The organism is Glutamicibacter sp. JL.03c, from assembly GCF_025854375.1.
In the GTDB taxonomy this organism is placed as follows: domain Bacteria; phylum Actinomycetota; class Actinomycetes; order Actinomycetales; family Micrococcaceae; genus Glutamicibacter.
This window is the reverse complement of record NZ_CP107575.1, coordinates 2,317,240-2,340,638: the sequence shown is the minus strand read 5'-3', so window position 1 is coordinate 2,340,638 and position 23,399 is coordinate 2,317,240. Positions and strand designations below refer to the sequence as shown.

At 61.3% G+C, this 23,399-nt stretch carries 22 protein-coding genes; 15 read left to right on the top strand and 7 right to left on the bottom strand.

Annotated elements, in window-relative coordinates:
* Window positions 1–114: 114 nt before the first annotated feature.
* Both OF385_RS10790 and OF385_RS10785 read right to left on the bottom strand, forming a co-directional pair.
* The gene (locus OF385_RS10790; RefSeq protein WP_264277904.1) at window positions 115–516 is read right to left on the bottom strand and encodes a VanZ family protein; all 402 of its coding nucleotides are present in this window, start codon (window positions 514–516) and stop codon (window positions 115–117) included.
* A 150-nt stretch (window positions 517–666) separates the two neighbouring features.
* Window positions 667–1,881, bottom strand: a complete 1,215-nt coding sequence (locus OF385_RS10785) for an MFS transporter (protein ID WP_264275387.1) — start codon at window positions 1,879–1,881, stop codon at window positions 667–669.
* Window positions 1,882–1,990: 109 nt separating this feature from the next.
* Between OF385_RS10785 and OF385_RS10780 the strand changes: the two genes are divergently transcribed.
* The 9 genes from OF385_RS10780 (at window position 1,991) to OF385_RS10740 (ending at window position 14,081) form a co-directional block, all read left to right on the top strand.
* Complete coding sequence (locus OF385_RS10780; protein ID WP_264275386.1) at window positions 1,991–2,575, top strand: sugar O-acetyltransferase; 585 nt, start codon at window positions 1,991–1,993, stop codon at window positions 2,573–2,575.
* 4 nt (window positions 2,576–2,579) lie between these two features.
* Window positions 2,580–3,152 (top strand): TetR/AcrR family transcriptional regulator, encoded by a 573-nt coding sequence (locus tag OF385_RS10775; protein WP_264275385.1) that lies wholly within the window; start codon window positions 2,580–2,582, stop codon window positions 3,150–3,152.
* 279 nt (window positions 3,153–3,431) lie between these two features.
* The gene (locus OF385_RS10770) at window positions 3,432–4,748 is read left to right on the top strand and encodes a BtrH N-terminal domain-containing protein (RefSeq protein WP_264275384.1); all 1,317 of its coding nucleotides are present in this window, start codon (window positions 3,432–3,434) and stop codon (window positions 4,746–4,748) included.
* Window positions 4,749–4,928: 180 nt separating this feature from the next.
* Window positions 4,929–6,080, top strand: coding sequence for a GuaB3 family IMP dehydrogenase-related protein (locus OF385_RS10765; protein WP_264275383.1), 1,152 nt, complete (start codon window positions 4,929–4,931; stop codon window positions 6,078–6,080).
* A gap of 176 nt (window positions 6,081–6,256) precedes the next feature.
* Complete coding sequence (locus OF385_RS10760) at window positions 6,257–7,063, top strand: SURF1 family protein (RefSeq protein ID WP_264275382.1); 807 nt, start codon at window positions 6,257–6,259, stop codon at window positions 7,061–7,063.
* Between the two features lie 47 nt (window positions 7,064–7,110).
* Window positions 7,111–7,575 carry a DUF3817 domain-containing protein gene (locus tag OF385_RS10755; RefSeq protein WP_264275381.1) on the top strand — a complete coding sequence of 155 codons (465 nt, stop codon included), beginning with the start codon at window positions 7,111–7,113 and terminating at the stop codon, window positions 7,573–7,575.
* 157 nt (window positions 7,576–7,732) lie between these two features.
* The gene (gene guaA, locus OF385_RS10750) at window positions 7,733–9,319 is read left to right on the top strand and encodes a glutamine-hydrolyzing GMP synthase (protein WP_264275380.1); all 1,587 of its coding nucleotides are present in this window, start codon (window positions 7,733–7,735) and stop codon (window positions 9,317–9,319) included.
* 224 nt (window positions 9,320–9,543) lie between these two features.
* Window positions 9,544–13,764: a DUF4011 domain-containing protein gene (locus tag OF385_RS10745; RefSeq protein WP_264277903.1), complete on the top strand. Its 4,221-nt coding sequence runs from the start codon at window positions 9,544–9,546 to the stop codon at window positions 13,762–13,764.
* Window positions 13,764–14,081, top strand: a complete 318-nt coding sequence (locus OF385_RS10740; RefSeq protein WP_264275379.1) for a hypothetical protein — start codon at window positions 13,764–13,766, stop codon at window positions 14,079–14,081. The genes OF385_RS10745 and OF385_RS10740 overlap by 1 nt, the downstream gene beginning before the upstream one ends.
* Window positions 14,082–14,089: 8 nt before the next feature.
* Here OF385_RS10740 and OF385_RS10735 read toward each other — a convergent pair whose 3' ends face one another.
* A complete protein-coding gene (locus tag OF385_RS10735; RefSeq protein ID WP_264275378.1) occupies window positions 14,090–14,800 on the bottom strand; it encodes an SAF domain-containing protein in 711 nt (236 codons plus the stop codon).
* 79 nt (window positions 14,801–14,879) lie between these two features.
* Complete coding sequence (locus OF385_RS10730; protein ID WP_264275377.1) at window positions 14,880–15,494, bottom strand: 5-formyltetrahydrofolate cyclo-ligase; 615 nt, start codon at window positions 15,492–15,494, stop codon at window positions 14,880–14,882.
* 86 nt (window positions 15,495–15,580) lie between these two features.
* Here OF385_RS10730 and OF385_RS10725 point away from each other — a divergent pair, with 86 nt between their 5' ends.
* A complete protein-coding gene (locus OF385_RS10725) occupies window positions 15,581–16,201 on the top strand; it encodes a GNAT family N-acetyltransferase (RefSeq protein WP_264275376.1) in 621 nt (206 codons plus the stop codon).
* Between the two features lie 180 nt (window positions 16,202–16,381).
* Window positions 16,382–17,245 carry a hypothetical protein gene (locus OF385_RS10720; protein ID WP_264275375.1) on the top strand — a complete coding sequence of 288 codons (864 nt, stop codon included), beginning with the start codon at window positions 16,382–16,384 and terminating at the stop codon, window positions 17,243–17,245.
* Between the two features lie 86 nt (window positions 17,246–17,331).
* On the opposite strand, the gene OF385_RS10715 is transcribed toward OF385_RS10720, so the two are convergent.
* On the bottom strand, window positions 17,332–17,838 hold the full coding sequence (locus tag OF385_RS10715; protein WP_264275374.1) for an Lrp/AsnC family transcriptional regulator: 507 nt from the start codon (window positions 17,836–17,838) through the stop codon (window positions 17,332–17,334).
* Window positions 17,839–17,950: 112 nt separating this feature from the next.
* Between OF385_RS10715 and OF385_RS10710 the strand changes: the two genes are divergently transcribed.
* The 4 genes from OF385_RS10710 to OF385_RS10695 all read left to right on the top strand — a co-directional run bounded on the left by OF385_RS10710 (window position 17,951) and on the right by OF385_RS10695 (window position 21,760).
* Window positions 17,951–18,421: an NUDIX hydrolase gene (locus tag OF385_RS10710; protein WP_264275373.1), complete on the top strand. Its 471-nt coding sequence runs from the start codon at window positions 17,951–17,953 to the stop codon at window positions 18,419–18,421.
* A 40-nt stretch (window positions 18,422–18,461) separates the two neighbouring features.
* Window positions 18,462–19,388 carry a glycine betaine ABC transporter substrate-binding protein gene (locus OF385_RS10705; RefSeq protein ID WP_264275372.1) on the top strand — a complete coding sequence of 309 codons (927 nt, stop codon included), beginning with the start codon at window positions 18,462–18,464 and terminating at the stop codon, window positions 19,386–19,388.
* Between the two features lie 110 nt (window positions 19,389–19,498).
* Window positions 19,499–20,719, top strand: coding sequence for a pyridoxal phosphate-dependent aminotransferase (locus OF385_RS10700; protein ID WP_022874035.1), 1,221 nt, complete (start codon window positions 19,499–19,501; stop codon window positions 20,717–20,719).
* A gap of 177 nt (window positions 20,720–20,896) precedes the next feature.
* Window positions 20,897–21,760: a PPK2 family polyphosphate kinase gene (locus tag OF385_RS10695; protein WP_264275371.1), complete on the top strand. Its 864-nt coding sequence runs from the start codon at window positions 20,897–20,899 to the stop codon at window positions 21,758–21,760.
* Window positions 21,761–21,778: 18 nt separating this feature from the next.
* Here the strand turns inward: OF385_RS10695 and OF385_RS10690 are convergent, their stop codons facing one another.
* The gene (locus OF385_RS10690) at window positions 21,779–22,009 is read right to left on the bottom strand and encodes an exodeoxyribonuclease VII small subunit (protein WP_022874033.1); all 231 of its coding nucleotides are present in this window, start codon (window positions 22,007–22,009) and stop codon (window positions 21,779–21,781) included.
* A 22-nt stretch (window positions 22,010–22,031) separates the two neighbouring features.
* Complete coding sequence (gene xseA, locus OF385_RS10685) at window positions 22,032–23,294, bottom strand: exodeoxyribonuclease VII large subunit (protein ID WP_264275370.1); 1,263 nt, start codon at window positions 23,292–23,294, stop codon at window positions 22,032–22,034.
* Window positions 23,295–23,399: the final 105 nt, after the last annotated feature.

The following is a 23,399-nucleotide window of genomic DNA, read 5'->3' as shown; positions in this document are numbered from 1 at the left end:
AGAGGGCCACGATAAGTCTCGAAACACTGGTGAGGGTTTGGACTTTCATGGCTCTTGGCTTGCAATTACAAGTCTTGAGGCACTTCTCGGGCTTATTTATTCACGCGACGAGTATCAAGAAATAGGCGCCTGGCGCGCCTTGCGATTCGACTGGATTCTCCACACGACAAGCCACATGCCTACGCCAAGCGCGCATCCCAAAGAATTGGCCACCACGTCGGTGAGCGTAGCGAATCGGTTGGGAAGGAAGAGATGCTGGCCTGACTCGATCAATCCAGAGGCCGCGGTTCCTAGCACGCACGCAGTGATCGGCCGGCGCAAACCAACGGCCAGAAAAAATCCCAGCGGCATGAAGAAAAGGACATTCGCAGAGAATTCCACGAATTCGTAGTTCACGAACTCAGGTACGCCGTGATCATGCAGCCAGTTCAACGTCCAGGCCAACTGAGGTCCGGCTGATGAGTCCACCGGTACAGGCCAAAACGCGATAGCAACCATCGCAAGTATGTACAGCACCGGCAACGCCCACATCCGGAGCGTTCGGCGGCAAGGCAGAGTTCTCAGTGGAATCCTCGGAAGAGCTTGTCAGTTCGAATGTCGTGGCTTTGTTGCCATCACTCGCTGAGTAAATTCTAGTACTTCCTAAGGGCCGGTTCGGTTGCCTTGCTACCGTGCATCAACCAGGCGGTTCAGACGTTCGGAGAAGACGAGCCCCATCGCGGCAAGAAGCAGGATGAAGATGGGGAAGAGCCACAATCCCACCCACGATGACAGGACGCCGAATAGCGGTGGCATCAACGTTGAGCCCAGGTATGCGGCGGCCATCTGGACGCCGATAATCGCGTGGGAGTGCTGCCGTCCGAAGCTAGCTGGCGTCGAATGGATAATCGCCGGATAGATCGGGGCCGAGCCCAGGCCGGCCAGAGCGAGACCTGCTAAAGCGACGGCATGTGTTTCCATCGGAAACAGAAGCATCAGGCCACCGAGTCCCACCAGCAAGAAACCGCCTCGAATCAAAGTGCGATCGCCGATGCGATCAGCGAAGAAGCCGGCGAGGAATCGTCCACCGGTGATGCCCAGCAGGAAGAACGACGCGAAAGCCGCTGCGGTCGCAGGGTTCACTCCACGGTCGCCGGCCAGGTAGGTCGTGGCCCAGAGAATCGATGTGTTTTCCAATGCGCAATAGGCGAAGAACGCCAAGAGAACCAACAAGACGCCCGGAATCCTGATGACTTGTTTGAGCGTCAGATGGGAAGTCCTGGAGGCAGATGCCTCAGAGCTTCCGGGACTGGCGTCGACTTCGGTGAGATGGGCGCCGCTCGGCGTCAACGTATTAACCTTGCCCCACAGCGGGAGGGTAAGAGCCAGAACAACGATGAGAATCACCTGGATGATGCCGACAACGTTGTAGGCTCCGGGCCACCCCATTCCGGAGGTCAGGGCATGGCTCATGATCAATGGGCTGATCGAAGCGCCGACACCCCAGAAGCTATGGAGCCAGTTCATATGGCGTGCCGCGTAGTGCAGAGCGACGTAGTTATTAAGGGCAGCGTCAACTGCGCCAGCGCCCAAGCCATAGGGGATAGCCCAGATGCATAGCATCCAGAATTCACTGGCGAAAGAGAACCCGAACAACGCGGTTGCCGTCAGCCCCACACTGACCGCGGTGACCAAGCCGGCTCCGAAACGGCGGGTCATCCGTTCCGAAGCCAAGCTGGAGAAGATGGTTCCAATGGCAATGATCATGGTGAGGATGCCAGCGAAGGATTGCGGTACCCCAAGGTCTTGATGCATCACCGGCCAGCCCGCGCCAACCAGGGAGTCGGGAAGGCCGAGGCTGATAAAGGCGAGATAGATGATGGTCAATAGAAGTGAATACATGAAGTGTTCGTGTCTTTCGCGGTGCTTGGGGTGAAAGCATCGCCACAGAACTGACGACCATTCAAATTATATGTACGAGTGTACTCAAATCTCGTGTATATTCACTGCCATGACTGGAAATTATTTTGAAGGAGACTCCCGCAGCAACCGCGAGCGCATGCTTGCAGGTGACTTGTACATCGCGGACGATCCGGAGAATGAACGCCTCCACCAGCGTGGCGTGCAGCTAGCAGACGCCTATCACCGGGCTGACGTGGCGGCAGATCCTAAAGCGCGCGAGATCCTCGCTGAACTTGTCGGCACCCTGGGGGAAGGCGCTCACGTCAATTCGCCGCTCTTCGTGGACTACGGGGAAAACCTGCACATCGGCGCGCGAACTTTCATCAACTACAACCTCACAGCACTGGACGTCGCCACCATCACCATCGGCGAAGACTGCCAGATCGGGCCAAACGTCCAGCTGCTGACACCCACCCACCCAATTGATCCACAGCCACGACGCGACAAGCTTGAAGCAGCGCAGCCGATCACGTTGGGGGATAACGTGTGGCTCGGTGGTGGCGTGATCGTATGCCCCGGGGTAACTGTCGGCGAAAACTCTGTGATCGGTGCAGGCTCCGTGGTCACCAAGGACATTCCAGCCAACGCCATTGCCGTGGGAAACCCGGCACGCGTGATCCGGAACATTGGATAATTCGATGCCCGCTCAACAGCCCTCCTCCGGTTCACGTCTGGGCCGCCGCAATGATCCAGAGCGCCGTGAAAAGATCATGGACGCCTGTTTAGAAGTCATAGCCCAGGCCGGGGTCACCGGCACGTCTCATCGAAAGGTCGCCGCCCAGACAGGCGTTCCGCTTGGAGCCATGACCTACTACTTTGACGGCATGGACGACTTGCTGCACAGCGCCTTCAGCCGTTTTGCTACCAGCATCAGCACCGGATTCGAGCGCCGCATGGCAGCGGCGACCGACCGGGACTCGGCGTGCGATGCGGTTTTCGAGCGGATCCTCGAAGCCAGCAGTGGCCAAGGCCATGAGCTGATTCTGTCCCACGAGCTCTACACCCTCGCCACCCGCGATGCCTCCTTCCGGTCCATCACCACCTGGTGGATGGGACGCAGCCAATTAGCGCTCGGGGCACACTTTGACCCGCTGACCGCGCGTCTGCTGGACGCCATGATCGAAGGGCTGACCATTCATCGAGCCCTCGACGCGGAACCTCGCGATCCAGAGGAAATCAAAAGCGCCATCGCCCGGATCGTTGGCGCATAGGGCGCGTGGCCGTTGAGGGACAGCGCACGCTGGAAGATCTTCATCCGTACGATTGTGTATTCGAGAGGTCCATCTGTTGGGCACTCTGAGTGCTGGAAAAGCTTCGCAGGCTCAATGAACGAGCCAGTCATAAGACGGCAGAAAAAGTGATCGCCCGAGATTTCTCACCCCATCCCCACGCTGGGGAACAGAGTGTGCACACGTAGAATAAAAACCAGAGCGCACCAACCGGAGCGGAATCCCACGCACCGTGCGCGACCGCCAATAAAGGACACTAATTTGGGCCAGCCAGCCAACCTGAAAAAGCAAGCACGAGAACGCATGGCGCGCACGGGGGAGAGCTACACCACCGCGCGCAAGAACATCCTCACCGGGAAACCGGAAAGCCCTAAGGCTGCCCGTGCTGCACAGGCCCGCGACTATGCCAAAGAAGCGCGAGAGGCCAAGGCAGGAGCCAAGCCCAAAGCCCCCAAGCCGGCACCAGCGCCAGCTCCACAAGATGAGCTGCCCGAATACCCTGCTCCAGAAGACGTCATTCAATACGACGCAGCACTCTGGCACCGAGTCCTCGTCCAGGCAGGCGTCACCAACCCGGTGACCGATGCCCCGCTGAGCCAGGCATTGTTGGCAGGCCTCGCTGGTGGCATCGGCTTCATGGTCTTCACCTTCGAATACGAAGAAACCACCACCGCAACCCTGGTCACCCGCGCCCACCCTGAGCCATACACCCAGAACCTGCTGGCTCGCTGCGGCGCCAAGATCAATGAACGCACCACCGGGTCATCCCAGAAGGCCGTCGAATACATGGATGCGGCACTGGATGCCGGACGCGCTGTCGTCGTCCGTGTAGCCATCAACGCCTTGCCATGGATCGATGGCAATGAAGTGGATGAAGCGGAAACCATTGACCTGGTAGTCGTCGGTGATCACGAAAATGATCTGCTGGTAGATGACGGTTCAGGCGTTCTGAACGTCATCAGCCCCGAAGACCTGGCTTTCGCCCGAGCCAAGCGCAAAAAGGAAAAGCACTGGCAGGCCTGGGTTCCATCCACGCGCTCGCCGAAGGCGGAGACCCTTGCTGCCAATGCCTTGGAAGCCATCGAAGAAACCACCTCGCGCCTGCTGGGAACCCGCGAGCTCTCCGGGATCCCGGACCACTTTGCCAAGAACTTCGGCATCACCGGCATGCACACCTTCGCCACCCGGTTGCGCGACACCACCACCAAGACCGGCTGGACCCGCATGTTCGCGGAACCTGCACGGCTGGCCGGTGGCATGAACCAGCTCTCCGGGTTCCTCACGGACACTCGTTTTGGCGGTGAAGGAGCACTGCGCGGACTGTACGCGGACTTCCTCGATGAAGCCTCCGGATTGCCTGGCCTATCGGCCCTGGGTGCGCACAGCGCGGATTATGTACGGATGGCCCAGCTTTGGGATGACTTCGCAGAACTGGTTGACCCGGACATCGATGTGGATGAGCGCAGCGCAATGTTCGAGCGCATGGCCCAGGCCATGGAGCGCATTGCCGAGGCCGAGCACAAGGCCGCCACAGCACTGGCGGCCACCGCACAATCATTGGCTTCCGAAGCCCGATAACGCAGACCAGACGCATTACCCGCCCCGCCCTTTGGTGAAGTCCGTTCGCCGAAAGGCGGGGCGTTTTTTGCCTCTACCTGTCACTAGATTGTTGCGGCAAGATGCTAGATATACATCATGGCCGATTGCCCCGGCACCAGGAAAAGCGGGAATTCGGCTCAGACTTGGTAACCTAGTTAGGTGAGTAACGAGATTGAGATCGGCCGCGGCAAGCGGGCACAAAAGGCATATTCCCTGGACGACGTAGCGATCGTACCGAATCGCCGTACCCGTGATCCGAAGGACGTTTCGGTGTCCTGGCAGATTGACGCATTCCAGTTCGACACCCCTATCCTGGGCGCACCGATGGACTCGGTGACCTCACCGGCCACCGCCATTGCCCTGGGCCAGCTCGGCGGCTTGGGCGTGCTGAACCTCGAAGGCCTGTGGACCCGTTACGAGAACCCGGAAGCCGTGCTGGCTGAAATCGCCGGTTTGAAGTCCGAGGCGGCAACCCGCAACGACCCGAAGATCACCGCAAAGCTGCAGGAACTGTACTCGGCACCCATCCAGCCGGAACTGATCACCTCGCGCATCTCCGAAATCCGCGACTCCGGCGTTGTTGTTGCCGGCTCGCTGACTCCGCAGCGCACCCAGGAGCACTACAAGACCGTGGTAGCTGCGGGCGTGGACATCTTTGTCATCCGCGGCACCACCGTTTCGGCTGAACATGTCTCGAAGACCACCGAACCACTGAACCTCAAGCAGTTCATCTATGAACTCGACGTCCCGGTCATCGTAGGCGGCGCCGCTGGCTACACCCCGGCAATGCACCTGATGCGCACCGGTGCTGCCGGTGTCCTGGTCGGCTTCGGCGGCGGCGCTTCGTCAACCACCCGCCGCACCCTGGGCATCCATGCGCCAATGGCTACCGCCATTGCCGACGTTGCCGCCGCACGCCGCGACTACATCGAGGAGTCCGGCGGACGCTACGTCCACGTCATCGCTGATGGCGGCATGGGCAACTCCGGTGACATCGTCAAGGCCATCGCCATGGGCGCCGACGCCGTCATGCTCGGCACCGCGCTGGCTCGTGCCGAAGAAGCTCCAGGTGCCGGCTACCACTGGGGCATGGAAGCCGTTCACGAGGCCAGCCCACGTGGGGACCGCGCCAAGGTCGGCACCGTTGGTTCGCTGGAAAAGGTCCTCTACGGCCCATCGCATGAAACCAATGGCACCTCGAACCTGGTGGGCGCGCTGCGCCGCTCGATGGCCACCACCGGCTACTCGACCCTCAAGGAATTCCAGCGCGTTGACGTGGTGCTTTCTCCTTACGAGTCTGACCGCTACTAGTCGCCAGGAATCGAGCCCAGTTCATGCACCTGAACTGGGTTCGATTCGTTTAAAGCCGCTGGCGCTCAACGAACAACCCACGCGGTTTGTTCCCACGGGCTAAAAATACTGCCGCTAGGCCAATCTCACGCCCTCATCATTTCGAGTTCTACGGCAAATAGAAGTACGGTTAGAGGGTGTTTAAAACCGCTCTGAAGCTCAAGTGGATCGGCGCCCTCCTTGCTGCGCTCGCCCTCGCCACCGGATTCGTCGCCCTCTCCGGATGGCAGTTCGGCGCCTCCGAGAGCGAACCGGTCGTCAAGGTCGACAAGACCGAGAAGCCGGTGGCGCTGACCAAGCACGTGGACATCGGCACCGAGCTGCTGGGCACCACAGCGGATCAAATCGTCACCTTCACCGGAGAATTCGTCCCCGGCACCGACCGCCTCATCGATGACCGCGTCGAAGATGGCCAAAAGGGCGTATGGGTCATCAGCGAATTCAAGGTCGATGGCGCCAAGCAGGACGCTGGCATTGCGGTGGTGCGCGGCTGGCAGCCAGAGGAAACCACGCCCTCGGCTGCTCCCACGGGCGAACTGAAAATCACCGGACGCCTGCTGCCGAACGAAGGCCCGGAAAACGAACACGACCTGCGCAGCACGACCCTGCCTTCGATCACCTCGGCGCAGCTGGCGAATATCTGGGACTCGGTCCTGTACAACGGATTCATCTCGGCCCACGAGATCACCACCGCCAAGGGCCAGGCTGTCGAGCAGCCGGGGATCGACATGATCTACGTCGGCCCGCAGCCGCAGGAAGCCCAGATCAACTGGCTGAACGTCTTCTACGGCATTGAATGGGTCCTCTTCGCCGGCTTCGCGATCTTCCTCTGGTACCGCATGGTCCGCGATGATTATCAGCGGGACCTTGATGAGATCGCCGAGCGCGCCGCCGAAGCCCGCGAAGCGAACCCCGGGCAGACGCCACCGGCCACCAACGACTAGCAACAAGCACACCGACCTCTTTCATGACTCGGAAGGAATCACCAGCCATGTCCAGCACCACCCCCGCACCGAAGCCCCGGAAGTTCGGCGGCACCCCAGCGCAGATCCGCAGCGCCGCGAAGTTCTACAAGGTCTTTGCCTACATCACCGGTGTGATGCTGCTGCTGCTCGTGGTGGAGATGATCTTCAAGTACTTCTGGTCCTTGGAACTCTTTGTCGGCGGCACCCTGGCCGACGGGGTGGCGAACTCCATTGGCCTGCACAACCGTGCCGAAGTGACCGGGGGAGCGAACATCTCCCTGGGCATCCTGATCGCCCACGGCTGGCTGTACGTGGTGTACCTGTTCGCCGACTTCCGCCTCTGGTCGCTGATGCGCTGGCCATTTATGCGCTTCATTACGATCGCCCTGGGTGGCGTGATCCCGTTCCTGTCCTTCTACACGGAGTCCAAGGTCCACGCTGAAGTCGACCGCGAACTGGCCGCCCACCCGAAGGCCGCGAAGCGCTACTAGACGGGCAAAAACCATCACGCGGCGGGCGAACCAGGAGAACGGGTTCGCCCGCTGCGTGCGTTGGGCAGGGGCATCGGGGGTAGCGGCGGGCCGCTAGGTGACGCTGATGACAGCGCTCCGGCTGTTTCGCGGGCGGCGAACCGCGTAGACTGTAACGGTGACTACTGCTCCCCTCAATCCAGAACATAAGCCGGTTCTGGTCGTCGACTACGGGGCCCAATACGCGCAGCTCATCGCTCGCCGCGTACGTGAGGCCCGTGTGTACTCGGAGATCGTTCCGCACACCCTGTCCACCGAAGCCATCCTGGCCAAGAACCCTGCAGCGATCATCCTCTCCGGTGGTCCCTCCAGCGTCTACGCCGATGGCGCCCCATCCGTCGGGGCCGACCTGTTTGAAGCCGGCGTGCCGGTCTTGGGCATTTGCTACGGCTTCCAGGCCATGGCCAACGCCCTGGGCGGAACCGTCTCGGAAACCGGCCTGCGCGAGTACGGCCGCACCGCAACCAACTTTGAGGGCGAAGCCCGCTCCATCCTGGCAGGCGCCGCACAGGCTCCCACCGTGTGGATGAGCCACGGCGACTCAGTCTCCCAGGCCCCAGAAGGCTTCGAAGTGCTGGCCACCACCGCCGGCGCGCCGGTTGCCGCCTTTGCCAACGAGGCCAAGCGCCTCTACGGCGTGCAGTGGCACCCGGAAGTCAAGCACTGCGAGTTCGGCCAGGACGTCCTGGAGAACTTCCTGTACAACGGCGCAGGCCTGGCCGGCGACTGGACCGCTGACAACATCGCTGACGAGCAGATCGAGCGCATCCGCGCCCAGGTCGGCACCGGCAAGGCCATCTGCGGCCTGTCCGGCGGCGTGGACTCGGCAGTTGCCGCGGCACTGGTGCAGCGCGCCATTGGCGACCAGCTGACTTGCGTGTTCGTCAACCACGGCCTGCTGCGCGAAGGCGAAGCCGAGCAGGTCGAGAAGGATTTTGTCGCTTCCACCGGCGCAAAGCTCTACATCGCTGACGAACGCGAACGCTTCCTTGCCGCACTGGACGGTGTCACCGATCCGGAGACCAAGCGCAAGATCATCGGCCGCGAATTCATCCGCGCCTTCGAAGCAGCCGAAGCAGCGATCATCGCTGAAGCAGCTTCCGAGGGCGAGCCGGTGAAGTTCCTGGTCCAGGGCACCCTGTATCCGGATATCGTGGAATCCGGCGGCGGCGAAGGCACCAGCAACATCAAGAGCCACCACAACGTGGGCGGCCTGCCAGAGGACCTGCAGTTCGAACTGGTCGAGCCGCTGCGCACCCTGTTCAAGGACGAGGTCCGCGCCGTGGGCCGCGAGCTCGGCTTGCCCGAGGAAATCGTTGGCCGCCAGCCATTCCCTGGCCCAGGCCTGGGTATCCGCATCATCGGTGCCGTCAACGAAGAGCGCCTGTCCATCCTGCGCAAGGCCGACGCGATCGCCCGTGCCGAGCTGACCGCTGCAGGCCTGGACGACGAGGTCTGGCAGATGCCGGTGGTGCTGCTCGCCGACGTCCGCTCGGTAGGCGTGCAGGGCGATCACCGCACCTACGGCCACCCGATCGTGCTGCGTCCGGTCTCCTCTGAGGATGCCATGACCGCCGACTGGTCGCACCTGCCATACGATCTGCTCTCGAAGATCTCCAACCGCATCACCAATGAGGTCGATGGGGTCAACCGCGTGGTTCTGGACGTCACCTCCAAGCCACCAGGAACCATCGAGTGGGAGTAATCCCGCGACCCTGCTAGCGAACCCGGCGTCCAGCTAGCGGATCGGAAGCGGAACCGGCTGGCCGGTGAGGTGCACCTCGAAGAGGTATTGCTCATCGTCCCCGGTTCCGCTTCTCGCAGTTAAAACGTGTTTCGCACACCTGATCTGCAGGGCTTGTGCACTACGTTAGAAAGAGGCGCATCTGCACCGCAGTGCGCCCGAAAATGGTCGGTTCAGTGAAGGGAATGACTGTCGTGGCTAGTGGACAGAATGCTGCCGCCGAGCGGGTGGCAACCTGGGTGAAATCCCTGGGGCAAAGTGCCGGTGCCGATACCACCTTGCGGTTTGCTCCGTCGACGTCCAACAGCATCGACATCACCCACGCCAACCCCTCGGGGCTGGCCCAGTTCCTGGCAGGACGGCGCACCCGGCTGTCCACGCTGCTGCACGACGCTGAGCAGTACGCCACCGCGCGCCGCACCGCCCGCGCCCTGGCCTCCAAGATCAGCGAGCTCTGGGAAGAGCGCGGCATCGACGTCGGCTACCTGGCCGCCGGTGTCGCCAACTGGCGTGCCGTGCACGATGGAAAGAGCGAACCGGTCTCCGCGCCGATCATGCTAGGCCGCATCACCCTGACCAAGCACGTGGATGCCGATGACTACGACCTGCAACTGGTCGGCCGCGCCACCGTGTCCCCTGCCTTTGTCCGCCAGTTCGAGGCAGACCACAATGCCAAGGTGGACGTCAGCGCCGTTGACTCCGCCGCCTACTCCATTGCCCGCTTTGATCCGGTGCGCGGCATGGATGCCCTGCGCCACCAGATGGCCGAGGTTCCCGGCGTGGTCGTGGGCCACCGGCTGCTGCTGTCCACCTTCTCCGAGCTGATGGACCCCGCAGACCCGGCCAAGCTCACCGGCTCGCACCCGGTCATCGAGGCGCTGATCCGCCATGACCTGAGCGAGAAGCAGGCCAAGAACGCCGCCGACTCCAAGGCCTCCGAAGCCCTGGCCAACCTCGTGGCCGCCAAGCCGGGCAATACCGCGGCCAAGCCCGAAGCGCAGAAGCCAGGCGAAGCCGCCAAGGACGCGGCCGCCAAGAGCAGCGAAGTGCAAAGCGATGAGGGCAAGCCGGGCGAAGACGGCGGCTCGCGCCTTCGCCGGGTGCGCAACATCCTCAAGGACAGCACCCGTCCCCGCAAGCAGGCCGGCGCACCGGAAGAACCCTCCACCCGCAAGGTCCACACCGGCAGCAGCACCCTGGCCAAGTCCTCGGATGAGCGCGACCCGGAAGACGAGCTCTACCTGCTGGATGCCGACGAGTCCCAGTCCAAGATGCTCGACTACATCGCCGCCGGCGAATCGGTGGCCATCAACGCCGCCGCCGGCACCGGTGCCACCCAGACCGCGCTGAACGCCGCTGCCCTCTTGGCAGCCCAGGGCAAGCGCGTCCTGGTGGTGGCAGAACAGCGTTCGGCCGCCGAAGAATTCGTGCAGCTGTTCAACGAGCAGCTGGATGCCGCCAGCCTCTTGCTGGAACCCAACGAGGATCCGGAGCAGCTGCGCACCCTGCTCACCAAATCCATCCTGCGCAATGAGAAGGCCACCGAACCGCAACTGGGTTCGATGTTCAAGCGCCTGCGCGAATCCCGCCACGCACTGCACGAACACGTGAAGTCCCTGCACTCGGTACGCAGCCGCTGGGGCTGCTCGCCCTACCAGGCCATGCAGGAGCTGGCACGCCTCTCCGCGCTGGAACCGGCACCGTCGACCACCGTGCGCCTGAAGCGTTCGGTCCTGGACTCCATGGGCCAGCGTGGACATGTCGCAGCGCAGCTCAAGCGCGCCGCCCAGCTTGGCGCCTACTCCAAGGAACACACCACCAGCCCATGGCATGGTGCGCCGCTGCGCAATGCCGAAGCCACCGAACAGGCACTGAACTTGGCCAGTGGCCTGGGCCGGGATTTGCCGATCCTCCATGAGCACATGGAGAAGATCGCCAAGCAGTCGCAGATCCGCCTGGAAGACAGCTACGACAAGTGGGGCGACCAGCTGCAGCTGCTGGTTGCCGTGCGCGGCTCCCTGGACAAGTTCGAGTCGGACATTTTCGAGGGCGACATTGATGATCTGATCGCCGCCACCGCGACCAGCGCCTGGCGCCGCGAGCATGGCGTGGAAATGGGCTCCATCGTCCGCTCCCGCCTGCGCAAGATCGCCAAGGAATACGTTCGTCCCGGCATGCACGTCGCTGACCTGCAGGCAGCCCTGCAGGCGGTCTCGGTGCAGCGCGACGCATGGCGCGCCATCGCCACCAGCCAGCGCAACCCGCAGGTCCCTGGCGGATTGCTTGACGTCGAGGCCGGCTACCACGACGCCGGAGCCCGCATCGACAAGCTGGCCGGCATGCTGCCGCCAGCCCTGGGCTCCCGCTTGCGCGAAATGCCTATCGCCGAATTGCTCGATACCGTCGCAGCCCTGGTTGACCGCCGCGAAGACTTGGGCGAACTGCCAGAGCGCACCCTGATCTCCGAGCAGCTCACCGAAGCTGGCCTGGGAGATCTGCTCGATGACTTCGCCGAGCGAGAAATCGATGCCGATGCCGTGGACAGCGAACTGGAACTGGCGTGGTGGCAGTCCGTGCTGGACGCCATGATTTCCGGCGATGACTTCCTCGCGATGAATGACGGCTCCAAGCTGGAGAAGATCGAAGCCGACTACCGCCTGGCCGACGGCGCGCACATCGCCTCCGGCCCGCAGCGCATCCGCTGGGCCCTGTCGCGCAGCTGGAAGGCCGCTCTGGCTGACCACCGTGCAGGATCCCGCGCGCTGCGTGACATGCTCAAGTCCGGTGCCCCGAGCATTGCAGGCTTGCTGCAGCTGGGCGCGCCATTGGCGAATTCGCTGACGCCGGTCATCGTTTCCGCCCCGCTGCTGCTTGGCAGCGCGCTGCCTGAAGATGCGGAATTCGACGCAGTCATCCTCCTGGAAGCCAACTATCTGGCCCTGCGTGAAGTGCTTGATGCGCTGCGCCGCTCCAGCCAGGTCATCGCCATCGGTGATGAAATGCTCGGCGGGCCAAAGCGCTTCGAAGTTTCCGTTGACCCCACTGCCCGCGTCATCGAGCACAAGCAGGATCGTTCGGCGCTCTCGGCACTGAACAAGGTGCTGGTCGCCGGCTCGCTGTCCACCGTGTACCGGGGGATTGACGAAGGATTGGTGGAGCAGCTGTCCACCACCTTCTACGACAACAGCATCTCGCGTCTGCCAATGGCTGTGAACATCAGCGGCAACTCGCCGCTGTTGCGCAGCGAATACGTACCGGACGCCACCGGCTCGCTGGCCAACAGCGAAGACGGCGTGCAGACCACCGCCGCCGAGGTAGCCCGCGTTGTTGATCTGGTCTTCGAGCACTTCAAGAACCAAGGCCATGAGTCCTTGGCGGTCATCGCTTCGAACCGCAGCCATGCCTCGGCCATCGCCGAAGCGATTCGCGTGCAGCTGCCGAATCACAAATACGCCATGGATTACCTGCGATCCAAGCAGGAATCATTCGTCGTGACCACTATGGACCGTTTGATCGGCCTGCGTCGCGATGCGGTGATTTTCGCATGGGGCTACGGGCGCACTCCTCATGGAAAGACCTTGCACGAATTCGGTGCGCTCTCGCGTGAAGGCGGCGAGCAGCTCTTTGTTGCAGCGATGACCCGTTCGCGCAGCCATATGACTTTGGTTTCCAGCCTGCTGCCAAGCGACGTGGACCTGAACCGCGTGTACCGCGGTGCCCGTCAGTTCTTTGAGCTCTTCGGACGCGTGGAAGCTGGCGATTCCGGTGTCAGCGCCATGCGCAACCCGCGATTTGACCCGCTGGTCTCGGACCTGGCCCGCCGCCTGCGTGAACGCGGTGCCATTGTGGCTGAAGACTACCGTGGTGTCCTTGACTTGTCGGCTCACGTCTTCGACTCGGCAGATAGCGGGATTCGCCCGCTGGCAGTGGTCTACGACGGCACCGAACATTATGCGGAATTGACCGTGCGCGAGCGCAGCCGTCTGCGCCCTGAATTCTTCGAGAAGCACGGCTGGCGTTATGTTCCGTTGTGGACTATCGATGTCTTCACGGATCCAGGAGCGGTGACTGAGCGCCTGGCCAAGGCCCTGCAGCTCAAGGCTCCAACCAGCGCGGCCACGACTGAAGACTCCTCATCGCGCAGCTCGGTGGCAGCGGCTCGTCCGGTATCGGCACGAGATGTGACTACTGAACCGGCACCAAAGGAAAAGAGCGGACTGCTGAAAACAGCGAAGTCCAAGTTGGATCCTAAGGCCGGCGCAGCCGCTGAGGTATCAGTCGAAGAATCAGCCGAGGACAACGAGGCGAAGGCGCCGGAAGCACCGGCGGCCGGTGAATCGAAGCCAACCACCCCGGCACCGGTTCCGGCCAGCCAGGCAACTGAACAGCCGGCGTCCGAGAAGTAATGACTTCTGAGCAGGAACCAACGCGCGGCCGTCGCAAGCGGCCGCGCGTGGTCGCACCACCACAACATCTGGAACAACGTGTCCAGCTCACCGGCAGTTACGCCCCGGTGCCGCACTCGGAGTCCGTTGACCGTGCCCTCGCTGAGCCGCAGGCTGCCGCCGGGTCGGCGACAGATGCTGCCGGGAAAACTCCACAGCGCAGCGCCGATCCGTTGGCGGAATTCATCGCCAAGGACCAGGACCCGCGACTGTGGGGCGAAGCTAAGGAAGATCTCGCGGAATTGATGAAGCGCGAGAAGCCACCGCACTGGGGCTGAGGTCCAAACTAGTCGACCAATACCGCAGAGACCTTGCCGCGAGAGACCGCGCCGGAAAGATCATCCGAGAGGCTGCTGGCCGCGGCGACAACGATGATCCCTTCGCCGCTCGGGACAGTGCCATTGAGCATCCCGAATTCCGAATCGGAAGCACTTTGAGGAACCCACAATACGGGTACGGATTTTGCGATCGTGCTGGATGCGATCTCACGGTCAAAACCATCGCCGGTGGTCAAGACGATGTCCACCAGCTGTCCGGGCTGGAGCAGGGTCACCGTGGCCGGATCACTCAAACGCAGGGGAACCGCCACGGTGCCATCAACGGCACCAGCCAATAATTGCTCGCCGACCAGCGCGTACTTGCGGATCACCGTTCCTGCATCCAATCCAATGGCGATGCGCTGGCCAACCAGCTGTTCCGGGGAATCAAAGATTTCGTCATCGGCAGGGTCAAGGCGAACGGTCTGCACCGAAAGGTGATTCGCGGAAATCTCGCTTCCCGCCGGAATATCGGTGGCCACAACCACCACTTCACGCTGGGTCAGCTGGCCTGAAGAAAAGACGTTGAGCAGGCCAGCAACGGCCAAAAGCGTGAAGGCCAATGCCAAGGGTTTTCGATAACGCCTCAGCAACTCGCTGCGGTTGCGGGCTGGGCGGACTTTCGGCCGGGGGATGGCGGGCGGACGGGCACGCGCGGAGGACTTGAAGAAATAGCTCATGGCACCATGCAAGCGGTGTGCCACGGGCCTGCGATGCTCTACGCGACGAATTGTGCGTAAGTGCCTCTCGCGCCAAGCCCTAGATGATCTGGTGGACTTCCGCCGGCGTGAAGACCAGATCCACCGGCTGATCATGCTCAGCCACGGGGAAAGACCCCGCTGGAACATATTCATTGTCATAGACAATCGCTGCGACACGCACCGGGGAGTCCTCGATCAATGGCAGGAAACGGTCATAGTATCCGCCGCCCTGGCCAAGCCGAAGCCCCTGCTCATCGATGGCCAGGGCAGGGATGATCAAGGTATTAATGTCATCGAAGATTTCAGTTCCAAAGCGGGGACCTGCTGGTTCCATGACCGGCGCCAGCGCGCTGCGCTGGAATTGCATGCCCGGGGTATAGGCGGCCCATGACAGCGCGAACTCCGGTTCGCACACGGGCAAAAAGACCTCGATGCCTTCATTGACCAATGCGTCGAGCAGCGTGGAGGTATCGGGTTCACCCAGGGAGGAAGTGTACGCGGCGACCTTGCGTACGATGCCGGTACTCTGCGTCAGATAGCCAAGAACAGTCTTCGCCAATTTCCCGCCCAGCTCGGCACGCGTGGCGTTATCCATGGAATCCCTCGCCGCGCGGATGGATGCACGGACGGCTTTCTTTCCGGAGTCGTGGTTCTTCGCAGGGTTCGCAGTCATGACTCCAGCTTACGCACAACGCAAAGAAATGCACCTGGCTTGCCACGCAGTGCGCTTATGCGACTCGGGAGTATTACGATGTGCTCATGCTCTTCTCTCGCCGTGCCACGCGACTGGTCCCCGAATTGAGCTCGGACCGCTTGCTGCTGCGTCAGTTGACCATGCGGGATGAGACCGAATGGATCAACCTGCGCTACGTCAATTCGCAGTGGCTGCAGCCATGGGATCCCACCAGCCCCATGGGCCCGCCTGAGTCCATGACCTTCCGCCAGATGATCGTGGGCAAGGACCAGGCAGCCCGTGAAGGAACCGGCTACTCGTGGGCCATTGCGCTGCCACAGTTGCATCAGTCCAGTCCACCGCTCATCGGGCAGGTCTCCGTATCCTCGGTGCAGTATGGGGCCGCGCGGACCGCTTCCATCGGTTATTGGATTGACCATCAGCATGCAGGCTTCGGCCTGATGACCGAAGCCTGCGCCGTGGTCATTGATCATTGTTTTGATGACCTCCAGCTGCACCGCCTTGAGATCAACATCCGTCCAGAGAATGCGCCGAGTTTGCGAGTGGCGGAAAAACTTGGATTCCGCGACGAAGGAGTACGAAAAGCGTACCTGCACATTGATGGCGCATGGCGTGATCACCGGACCTTCGCATTAAACCGCGAAGAGCTATCAAGCACGATGCTCGAACGTATCTACGAAGGTTGATTCTGTTTGCGTGCTTCTCAAGCCAATCCGCATTTGTGGAGCACAAAGTAGTGGCGAAAACTTATAGACACACCGACATATATGCGTGTCACCGCAAGATCGGTTGCATAGGGTTGATTTGAAAGAGCCGTATTCGGTTCTGGAAGATTTGACCGATCGAATCGGTGATGGAGGACGCACATGGCTGGCACGTCACAGAGCGCTTCGCAGGAAGTCGCTGCGAGAAAACTCAAGATACGTGTGCGCTATGGCCGATTGTCCGTCGCCCTGATCGGTGCACTGGCAGTTATCGCCACGGTCCTCGGAGTCGGGCTGGCTCCCTTCACCGCCTTATCCTTCGGCACCGTAGGCATCTTCGCTCTCGTCGCGGTGCTTTCCTTCGCCACCTTGCGCATGCTCGCCGTCCGCGACCGCAACCGCAAGCTGTTAGACCACTTGGAAGCCACCCGCCAAAAGGCGCTGCAGACCCCGGCATTCGAAGATGCAGCCAACCAGGTCATTCACCGCAAGCACGATGGCGACGAAGTCTTCGACGCTCGTCCAGGATCTTCCCGCCGCGCACCAGCCATCACCGCTGAGGAACTTCGCGCCGAAGCACTGCGAGTGGCTCACGGCCACGGCGGTGTGAAGCAGCCTGACACCTGGGCACCTACTCGCGTTCCCAAGCCAACCTACGTCGAGGCATCCGAGCGCATCGCCAAGGCTGCCAAGAGCGCGAATGAAACTCCTGCACCACGGGTACAGAAGACTCCATTGCCAGTTGAAGAGCCGCTGCGTCCAAGCAAGCAGATCAGCCTGAAGGCTTCGGAAGATGCCAAGCGCCTGGCCTCGGAGGTTTCTGCGGAAGATCGTGCCGCAGTAACCTCGGTGGCCTCCAAGCGCGAGGAGAGCGTCAAGGAGACCGCCGCCAAGACATCTGAGGCACCTGTCGCGGAAACCGCCGTTCCACCAGCAACTGGCACCTTGCCAACCACTGATCTCGCGGTATCAAATACCAAGCCCCGCTTGAACTTAGATGCCGTAATGCAGCGCCGCCGCGCCTAGAACTTGTTATAAGCAAACAGCTGGCCCTCACTGAATATTCAGTGAGGGCCAGCTGTTTGCCGAAGGCCGAGGACTCAGAGGATTACTCAGTTCATCATGTCTTCGGAAGGCAGTGGACCGCGGTTTCCACGGTGATGGGCGAAAACCAGCGTGGTTTCGGTGTGGCCCACCGATTCGTCGGTAGCCAGGTTGTCCAGCACCCAGTCGCGCAAGTGATCGGTGGAGCCCACGGCGATGTGCAACAGGTAGTCGGTGCCGCCGGAAACGTGGAACATCGACAGTACTTCTGGAAGGAGCGGGATGCGCTCGACAAAGGTATCGATCTTTTCGCGGTCGTGGGCGCGAAGCTTTACCGAGATGAGAGCCTGGACGGTGCGGCCTACGGTGCCGAGATCCACTTCGGCGTGATAGCCGGTGAGGATGCCGCGCTCTACCAGGGAACGGGTGCGCAGCAAGGCGGTCGATGGCGCGATACCTGCACGCTGGGCAAGCGTGGCATTGGAGATGCGCGCATTGGCGACCAATTCGTCGATGATGATTCGATCGATTTCATCTAGGTCGACGTTTGAGGAATGCTCTGAGTGCTGGGACATAAGAATATTTCATCACATCCGGATGCCTTCAGCGGGATATTTGGCCAATAATCCGTATCATGCCCTGAGCGATGGGGAAAATAAACGGTGAACAAACCGATATATTGGGGTTATGACACGACGTTCAGAGCATACCGGTGAATTCTTCGATACCAGACTCGCAGCATACTGCTTGGTGGAACACGAAGGAAAGATACTGCTGACGCTCTGGGATATGCGGCATCGTGATCCGAAATTCACCCCTCGCTGGTCGCTCCCTGGTGGCGGCATCGATCTGGGCGAGCCAATTATCGAAGGCGCCAAGCGCGAAGTCTATGAAGAGACCGGATACGCAGTAGGGGAGCTGACCCTGCTGGATGTCACCACCGGAGTGATTCCCGGCGCCAAGCGGTACTCCGGTGAAGGGCACGCCATGCAGACCGTGGCGGTGACCTACCGGGCAAAGCTCACCGGCGGCGACCTGCGCCACGAGGTCAACGGCTCGACCAGCCAGGCCGCGTGGTTCACGCGCGAGGAAATCCAGCAGCTCAATTGCATCGAGCGCGTGGACAGCATTTTGCGACTGACCGCGCCCCGCGAGTAACCGCCGGATCAAAAGACTCTGCCATAGAATCAATAGCGATATGAACTTGCGAAAAACCTCCCGTCTTGGTGTCTTGAGCCTTGCCCTGTTGTTGCCCCTGTCCGCCTGCACTGCTGATGAACAGAGCGCTCCCTCGGAGTCGAGCCAGAGTGCTGTGCTCAAGCTGGCGCGTGGCGAGCAGCCTGCGGAGCAGGCCCTAGCCGAGGTCTACAAGAACGCCCTGAAAGACAAGGGCTACGACGTTCAAATCAACAAGTCCTCCGAAAACCCGTACCAGCAGGTTATCGACGGGCAAGCAGATATCGCTGTGGACTACGCCGGCGCCGCGCTGAGCCTGTCCAAGGATCGGGCAACCATCGCCGGCGAAGACGGCGTGCTGTCGGTTGACGATCTCAAGAAGTTGCGCACCGAGATCAATGACTCGAATGACAAGATCGAGGCGCTGGATCTCAGCGCGGCTGATGCCGGCAAGGTCTTGGTGATGAGCTCGGCTGAAGCGCAGACACACAGCGTCGATTCTCTTTCGTCGCTGGCAGGCGCCTGCGAGAAGCTCACCATCATCACTGACGATTCGAATACCAAGAGTCTTGAAGCAACCTTGAAGACCGAAAAAGCAACCTTGAAGACCGAAAGCTGTGAAAAGCCGAAGGTCTCGGTGGTGAAGACCGATGATCTAGCCACCCAGCTGCGTGCCTCGGTGGACCGTGCAGTGGCCGTCAGCGCCGGCAACGCGATGATTTCCGATGAAGGATTCAAGAGCATTCCCGACACCGCCAAGCTCTTCGACGCGCAGCCGATCATGCTGCTGGCGAGCAGCGCCGTCGACGATAAGGCGCGCGGTGAATTGAACAAGGTCACCGGGGATCTGTCTCAGCAGACCCTGGTGGATCTTAACCGAATGGTCAACGCGCCAGGGGCGATGAAGCCCGCGCAGGCGGCGACCCGCTGGGAATGGATTATCGAGTAGCACTCCGTGGCACTGCTCCAGTAATTCGACCCCCCAAGGATTTCGGCCGCACCCGACGGCGGTCGAGTAACAAGGTGTGTTCTACACGCCTGACATGAGAAAGTGTAATCATGGCAGAATTCAAGCAATCGACGAAACTGCACAATGTCTTGTACGACATCCGTGGGCCGCTACTGGAGCACGCCCAACGCATGGAGTCCGAAGGGCACCGTATCCTGAAGCTGAATATCGGCAATCCCGCGCCGTTCGGCTTCGAAGCGCCTGACGCGGTGCTTGTCGACATGATTCGCAACCTGCCAAACGCCCAGGGCTACTCTGATTCCCGCGGCATCCTCTCGGCACGAACCGCGGTCTCGCAGTACTACCAGACCCGAGGCATCCAGACCATTGGCGTGGATGACATCTACCTCGGCAACGGCGTCTCCGAGCTCATTACGCTCTCGCTCAACGCGCTGCTGAACAACGGGGATGAGATCCTGATCCCTGCCCCCGACTACCCTCTGTGGACCGCTTCGGTCTCGCTGGCCGGCGGCACCCCGGTGCACTACCTGAATACCGAGGAAGAGGGCTGGCTTCCAGATCTTGAGGATATGGAATCCAAGATCACCGATCGCACCAAGGGCATCGTGATCATCAACCCGAATAATCCCACCGGTGCGGTGTACCCGAAAGAAACCCTTGAAGGGATTCTGGAACTGGCACGCAAGCACGGGCTGATTGTCTACTCGGATGAGATCTACGAAAAGATCCTCTACGATGACGCCGAGCACATCAACACGGCGTCGCTCGCCGATGACGTGTTGATTCTGACCTTCTCCGGCTTGTCCAAGGCCTACCGCGTGTGCGGTTTCCGTGCTGGATGGATGGCGATCTCCGGTCCAAAGCACCAGGCCGCCGATTACATCGAAGGCATCAACCTCCTGACCAACATGCGTCTGTGCGCCAACGTGCCAGCGCAGCATGCCATCCAGACCGCGTTGGGCGGATACCAGTCCATCAACGACTTGATCCTGCCTGGCGGACGCCTGCTCGAACAGCGCGATGCCGCCTACGACCTGCTCACCGCCATCCCGGGTGTCTCGGTGCAGAAGGCCAAGGGCTCGCTCTACATGTTCCCGAAGCTGGATCCAGAAGTTTATCCGATGCATGACGATGAGGTGTTCGCCCTTGAATTGCTCAAGGCGCAGAAAATCCTGATTACCCAGGGCACCGCATTCAACTGGGTACGCCCAGATCATTTCCGGCTCGTGACCCTGCCGAACGTGCGGGATCTGACGGATGCTGTGGGTCGTATCGGACAGTTCCTGGAGGACTGGCGCGCCCGCGCTTAGCCTTAGCGAGAAAAACACCATCGCGCGACACATTCAAAGTCATGCGGTGGTGTTTTTCTTTGCCGCGGCATGGCCAATTGACCGGCACGCGGATTTCTTCGGGACACCGCCAGCTGTTGCCAGTACGCTGGCAATTACCTAGATTCACAGTAGTGAAGTCCATAGAAGGAGTCGGTTGTGAGCTCGTACCCTGCGAACCTGGTTGAAGCCCTGCGCGCCGAGCCGGGCCTGAAACTATCAGAGAGGGCAGCCAAGGATCCTGACTGGTGGCCCGAGGACGCGCCGCAGGATAAGAAGGCCGCGCAGAAGCGCATGGAGGAGATCGCCCAGCCGCTCTCGGACCTGCAAGAGCGCCTGTTCGCCGCTTCGATCCAAGGTCAGGAAGCTCCGTCAGTGCTCCTGATCCTGCAAGGCATGGACACCTCGGGTAAGGGCGGAATCGTTCGCCACGTCCTTGGCATGCTGGATCCCCAAGGAGTGGAGCATCACGCGTTCAAAGCGCCAACGGCAGAAGAAGCCTCGCATGATTTCTTGTGGCGCATTACCAAACACTTGCCCGGCAGGGGAAAAGTCGGAGTTTTCGACCGCTCCCACTATGAGGATGTCCTGATTGCCCGGGTGAAGGAATTAGCCAGCCCGCAGACCTTGGACTCCCGCTATGCCAAGATCGTGGACTTCGAGAAGCAGCTGCTGGAGCAGAACATCCATCCCATCAAGGTGATGCTGCATATCAGCAAGGAAGAGCAGTATGAGCGGCTCGCCGAACGCCTAGAACGCCCCGACAAGCACTGGAAGTACTCGCCCGGGGATATCGATGACCGGTTGCTGTGGGAAGACTACCAGCAGGCGTACGAGATCGCCGTGAATCGGACTGATAACAAGACCGCACCGTGGCAGGTGGTGCCTGCTGACCAGAAATGGCGGGCACGCTTGTGCGTGGCTGAACTGCTGTTGGATACCTTGCAGCGAATCACCGTGCCGTGGCCCGAAGCAAACTTCGATGTGGCTGCTGAAAAGGTTCGGCTGGAAGCTACCAAGTAGGCAACCGTCAACGAGAAGCTATTCGCCGTCCGCGCCAACCTGCTTGGCGCGGGCCTGCTCCAGGCGCTGCGACACGCCATTGAGCCAATTCTCGCAGTGTGCCGCAAGCGCCTCGCCGCGCTCCCACAAAGCCAGCGAGGCCTCCAAAGCGACTCCGCCGGTTTCCAATTGGTTGACCACGGTGAGCAGTTCTTCGCGAGCCTGCTCGTAGGAGAGCTTGGCGATATCTTCGGGGATTTGTGCAGTCATGATGGCTCCAGGGTGTATCGAGTTAGTTCGCGGCATCGCCGGCGGGAATGGATTCAGTGGTTTGAGCGGCTAGCTGGCCGGAGGCTAACCGGATGAAAACATCGGTGTTGACCGGCGCATCAGCGGCTTCCCGTACGATGCTTCCATCGGCCAGCTGCGTCACCGAATAGCCCCGGTCCAAGGTTTGCTGCGGCGAAAGCGCCCGGACCTGCGACTTCAAATGGGTGATCTCGTCGCGGGCACGCTGCACCCGGTAATGCAACAGGTCGGTGGACCGCTGCCGATACCGGGCAAGGTCCTCTGCGCGAGTGGTCACCATGACCTGCGGATTGGCCAGCACCGGTCGTTCGCGGACGGCCGCCAGCAACTGGGTTTCGCGTTCCAGCAAGTTGTTAATGGAGCGCTCAAGTCGATTGCGGGCCAGCTGCAGGCCGGTGAATTCCTCATTGAGATCAGGCACGATGCGCTTGGCCGCATCCGTGGGGGTGGAGGCGCGCAAATCCGCCACGTCATCGAGGATTGGCCGGTCGGCCTCGTGCCCGATGGCCGAGACCACCGGAGTCTGCGCGGCGAAGACCGCGCGGACCAGGTCGTCGTTGGAGAAAGGCAGCAGATCTTCCAGCGCGCCGCCACCGCGGGCAATAACGATCACATCAATATTGGGGTCATTATCGAGCTCCTTGAGGGCCGCCATCACCTGGTTGGCTGCGTCCACACCCTGCACCGCGGTATTGATGACCCTGAATTGCGCCGAGGGCCAGCGCAGCGTGGCATTGCGCAGCACGTCCTTCTCGGCATCCGAGTCGCGTCCGGTGATCAGGCCGATGCGGCCCGGCAGCACCGGGAGCGCTCGCTTATGCTCCGGGGCGAATAATCCCTCGGCACCAAGGGCTTGGCGAAGGCGTTCCAGCCGAACCAGAAGTTCCCCCAAACCAACCGGCCGCAGATCCGTGGCGTTCAGCGACAGCCGTCCGGTCTTCGCGTAGAAGCTTGGCTTCACCTGCGCGACGACACGGGAACCAACCTGTGGCGTGGTCTCCAGCTTGCGCATGGTTGAGGCCCAGATGGTGACGGAGAAAGAGAAATCGGCGTCCACATCGCGCAGGGTGAGGTAGGCGTGTCCGTTGCGGACATTTGCTTCCAGCAACTGGCCTTCCACCCATACCACCGGGGAATTCTCGATATGGATCTTGAGCTTCTCCGAGAGGATGCGTAAGGGCCAAGGATTCTCCGCCGTGGTCTGCCCGGCGGTGCTTGGCAAGCTCGCTGGTGTCTGGGGCTCCATTCGGGCCGCTCCTTGGGAATCGAAACATGGCACCAGCAGACGCGATTGCTGCGGCACATGCGAGACTACCGCATGGCACCGACAGATCATTGAATTACGGGGAGG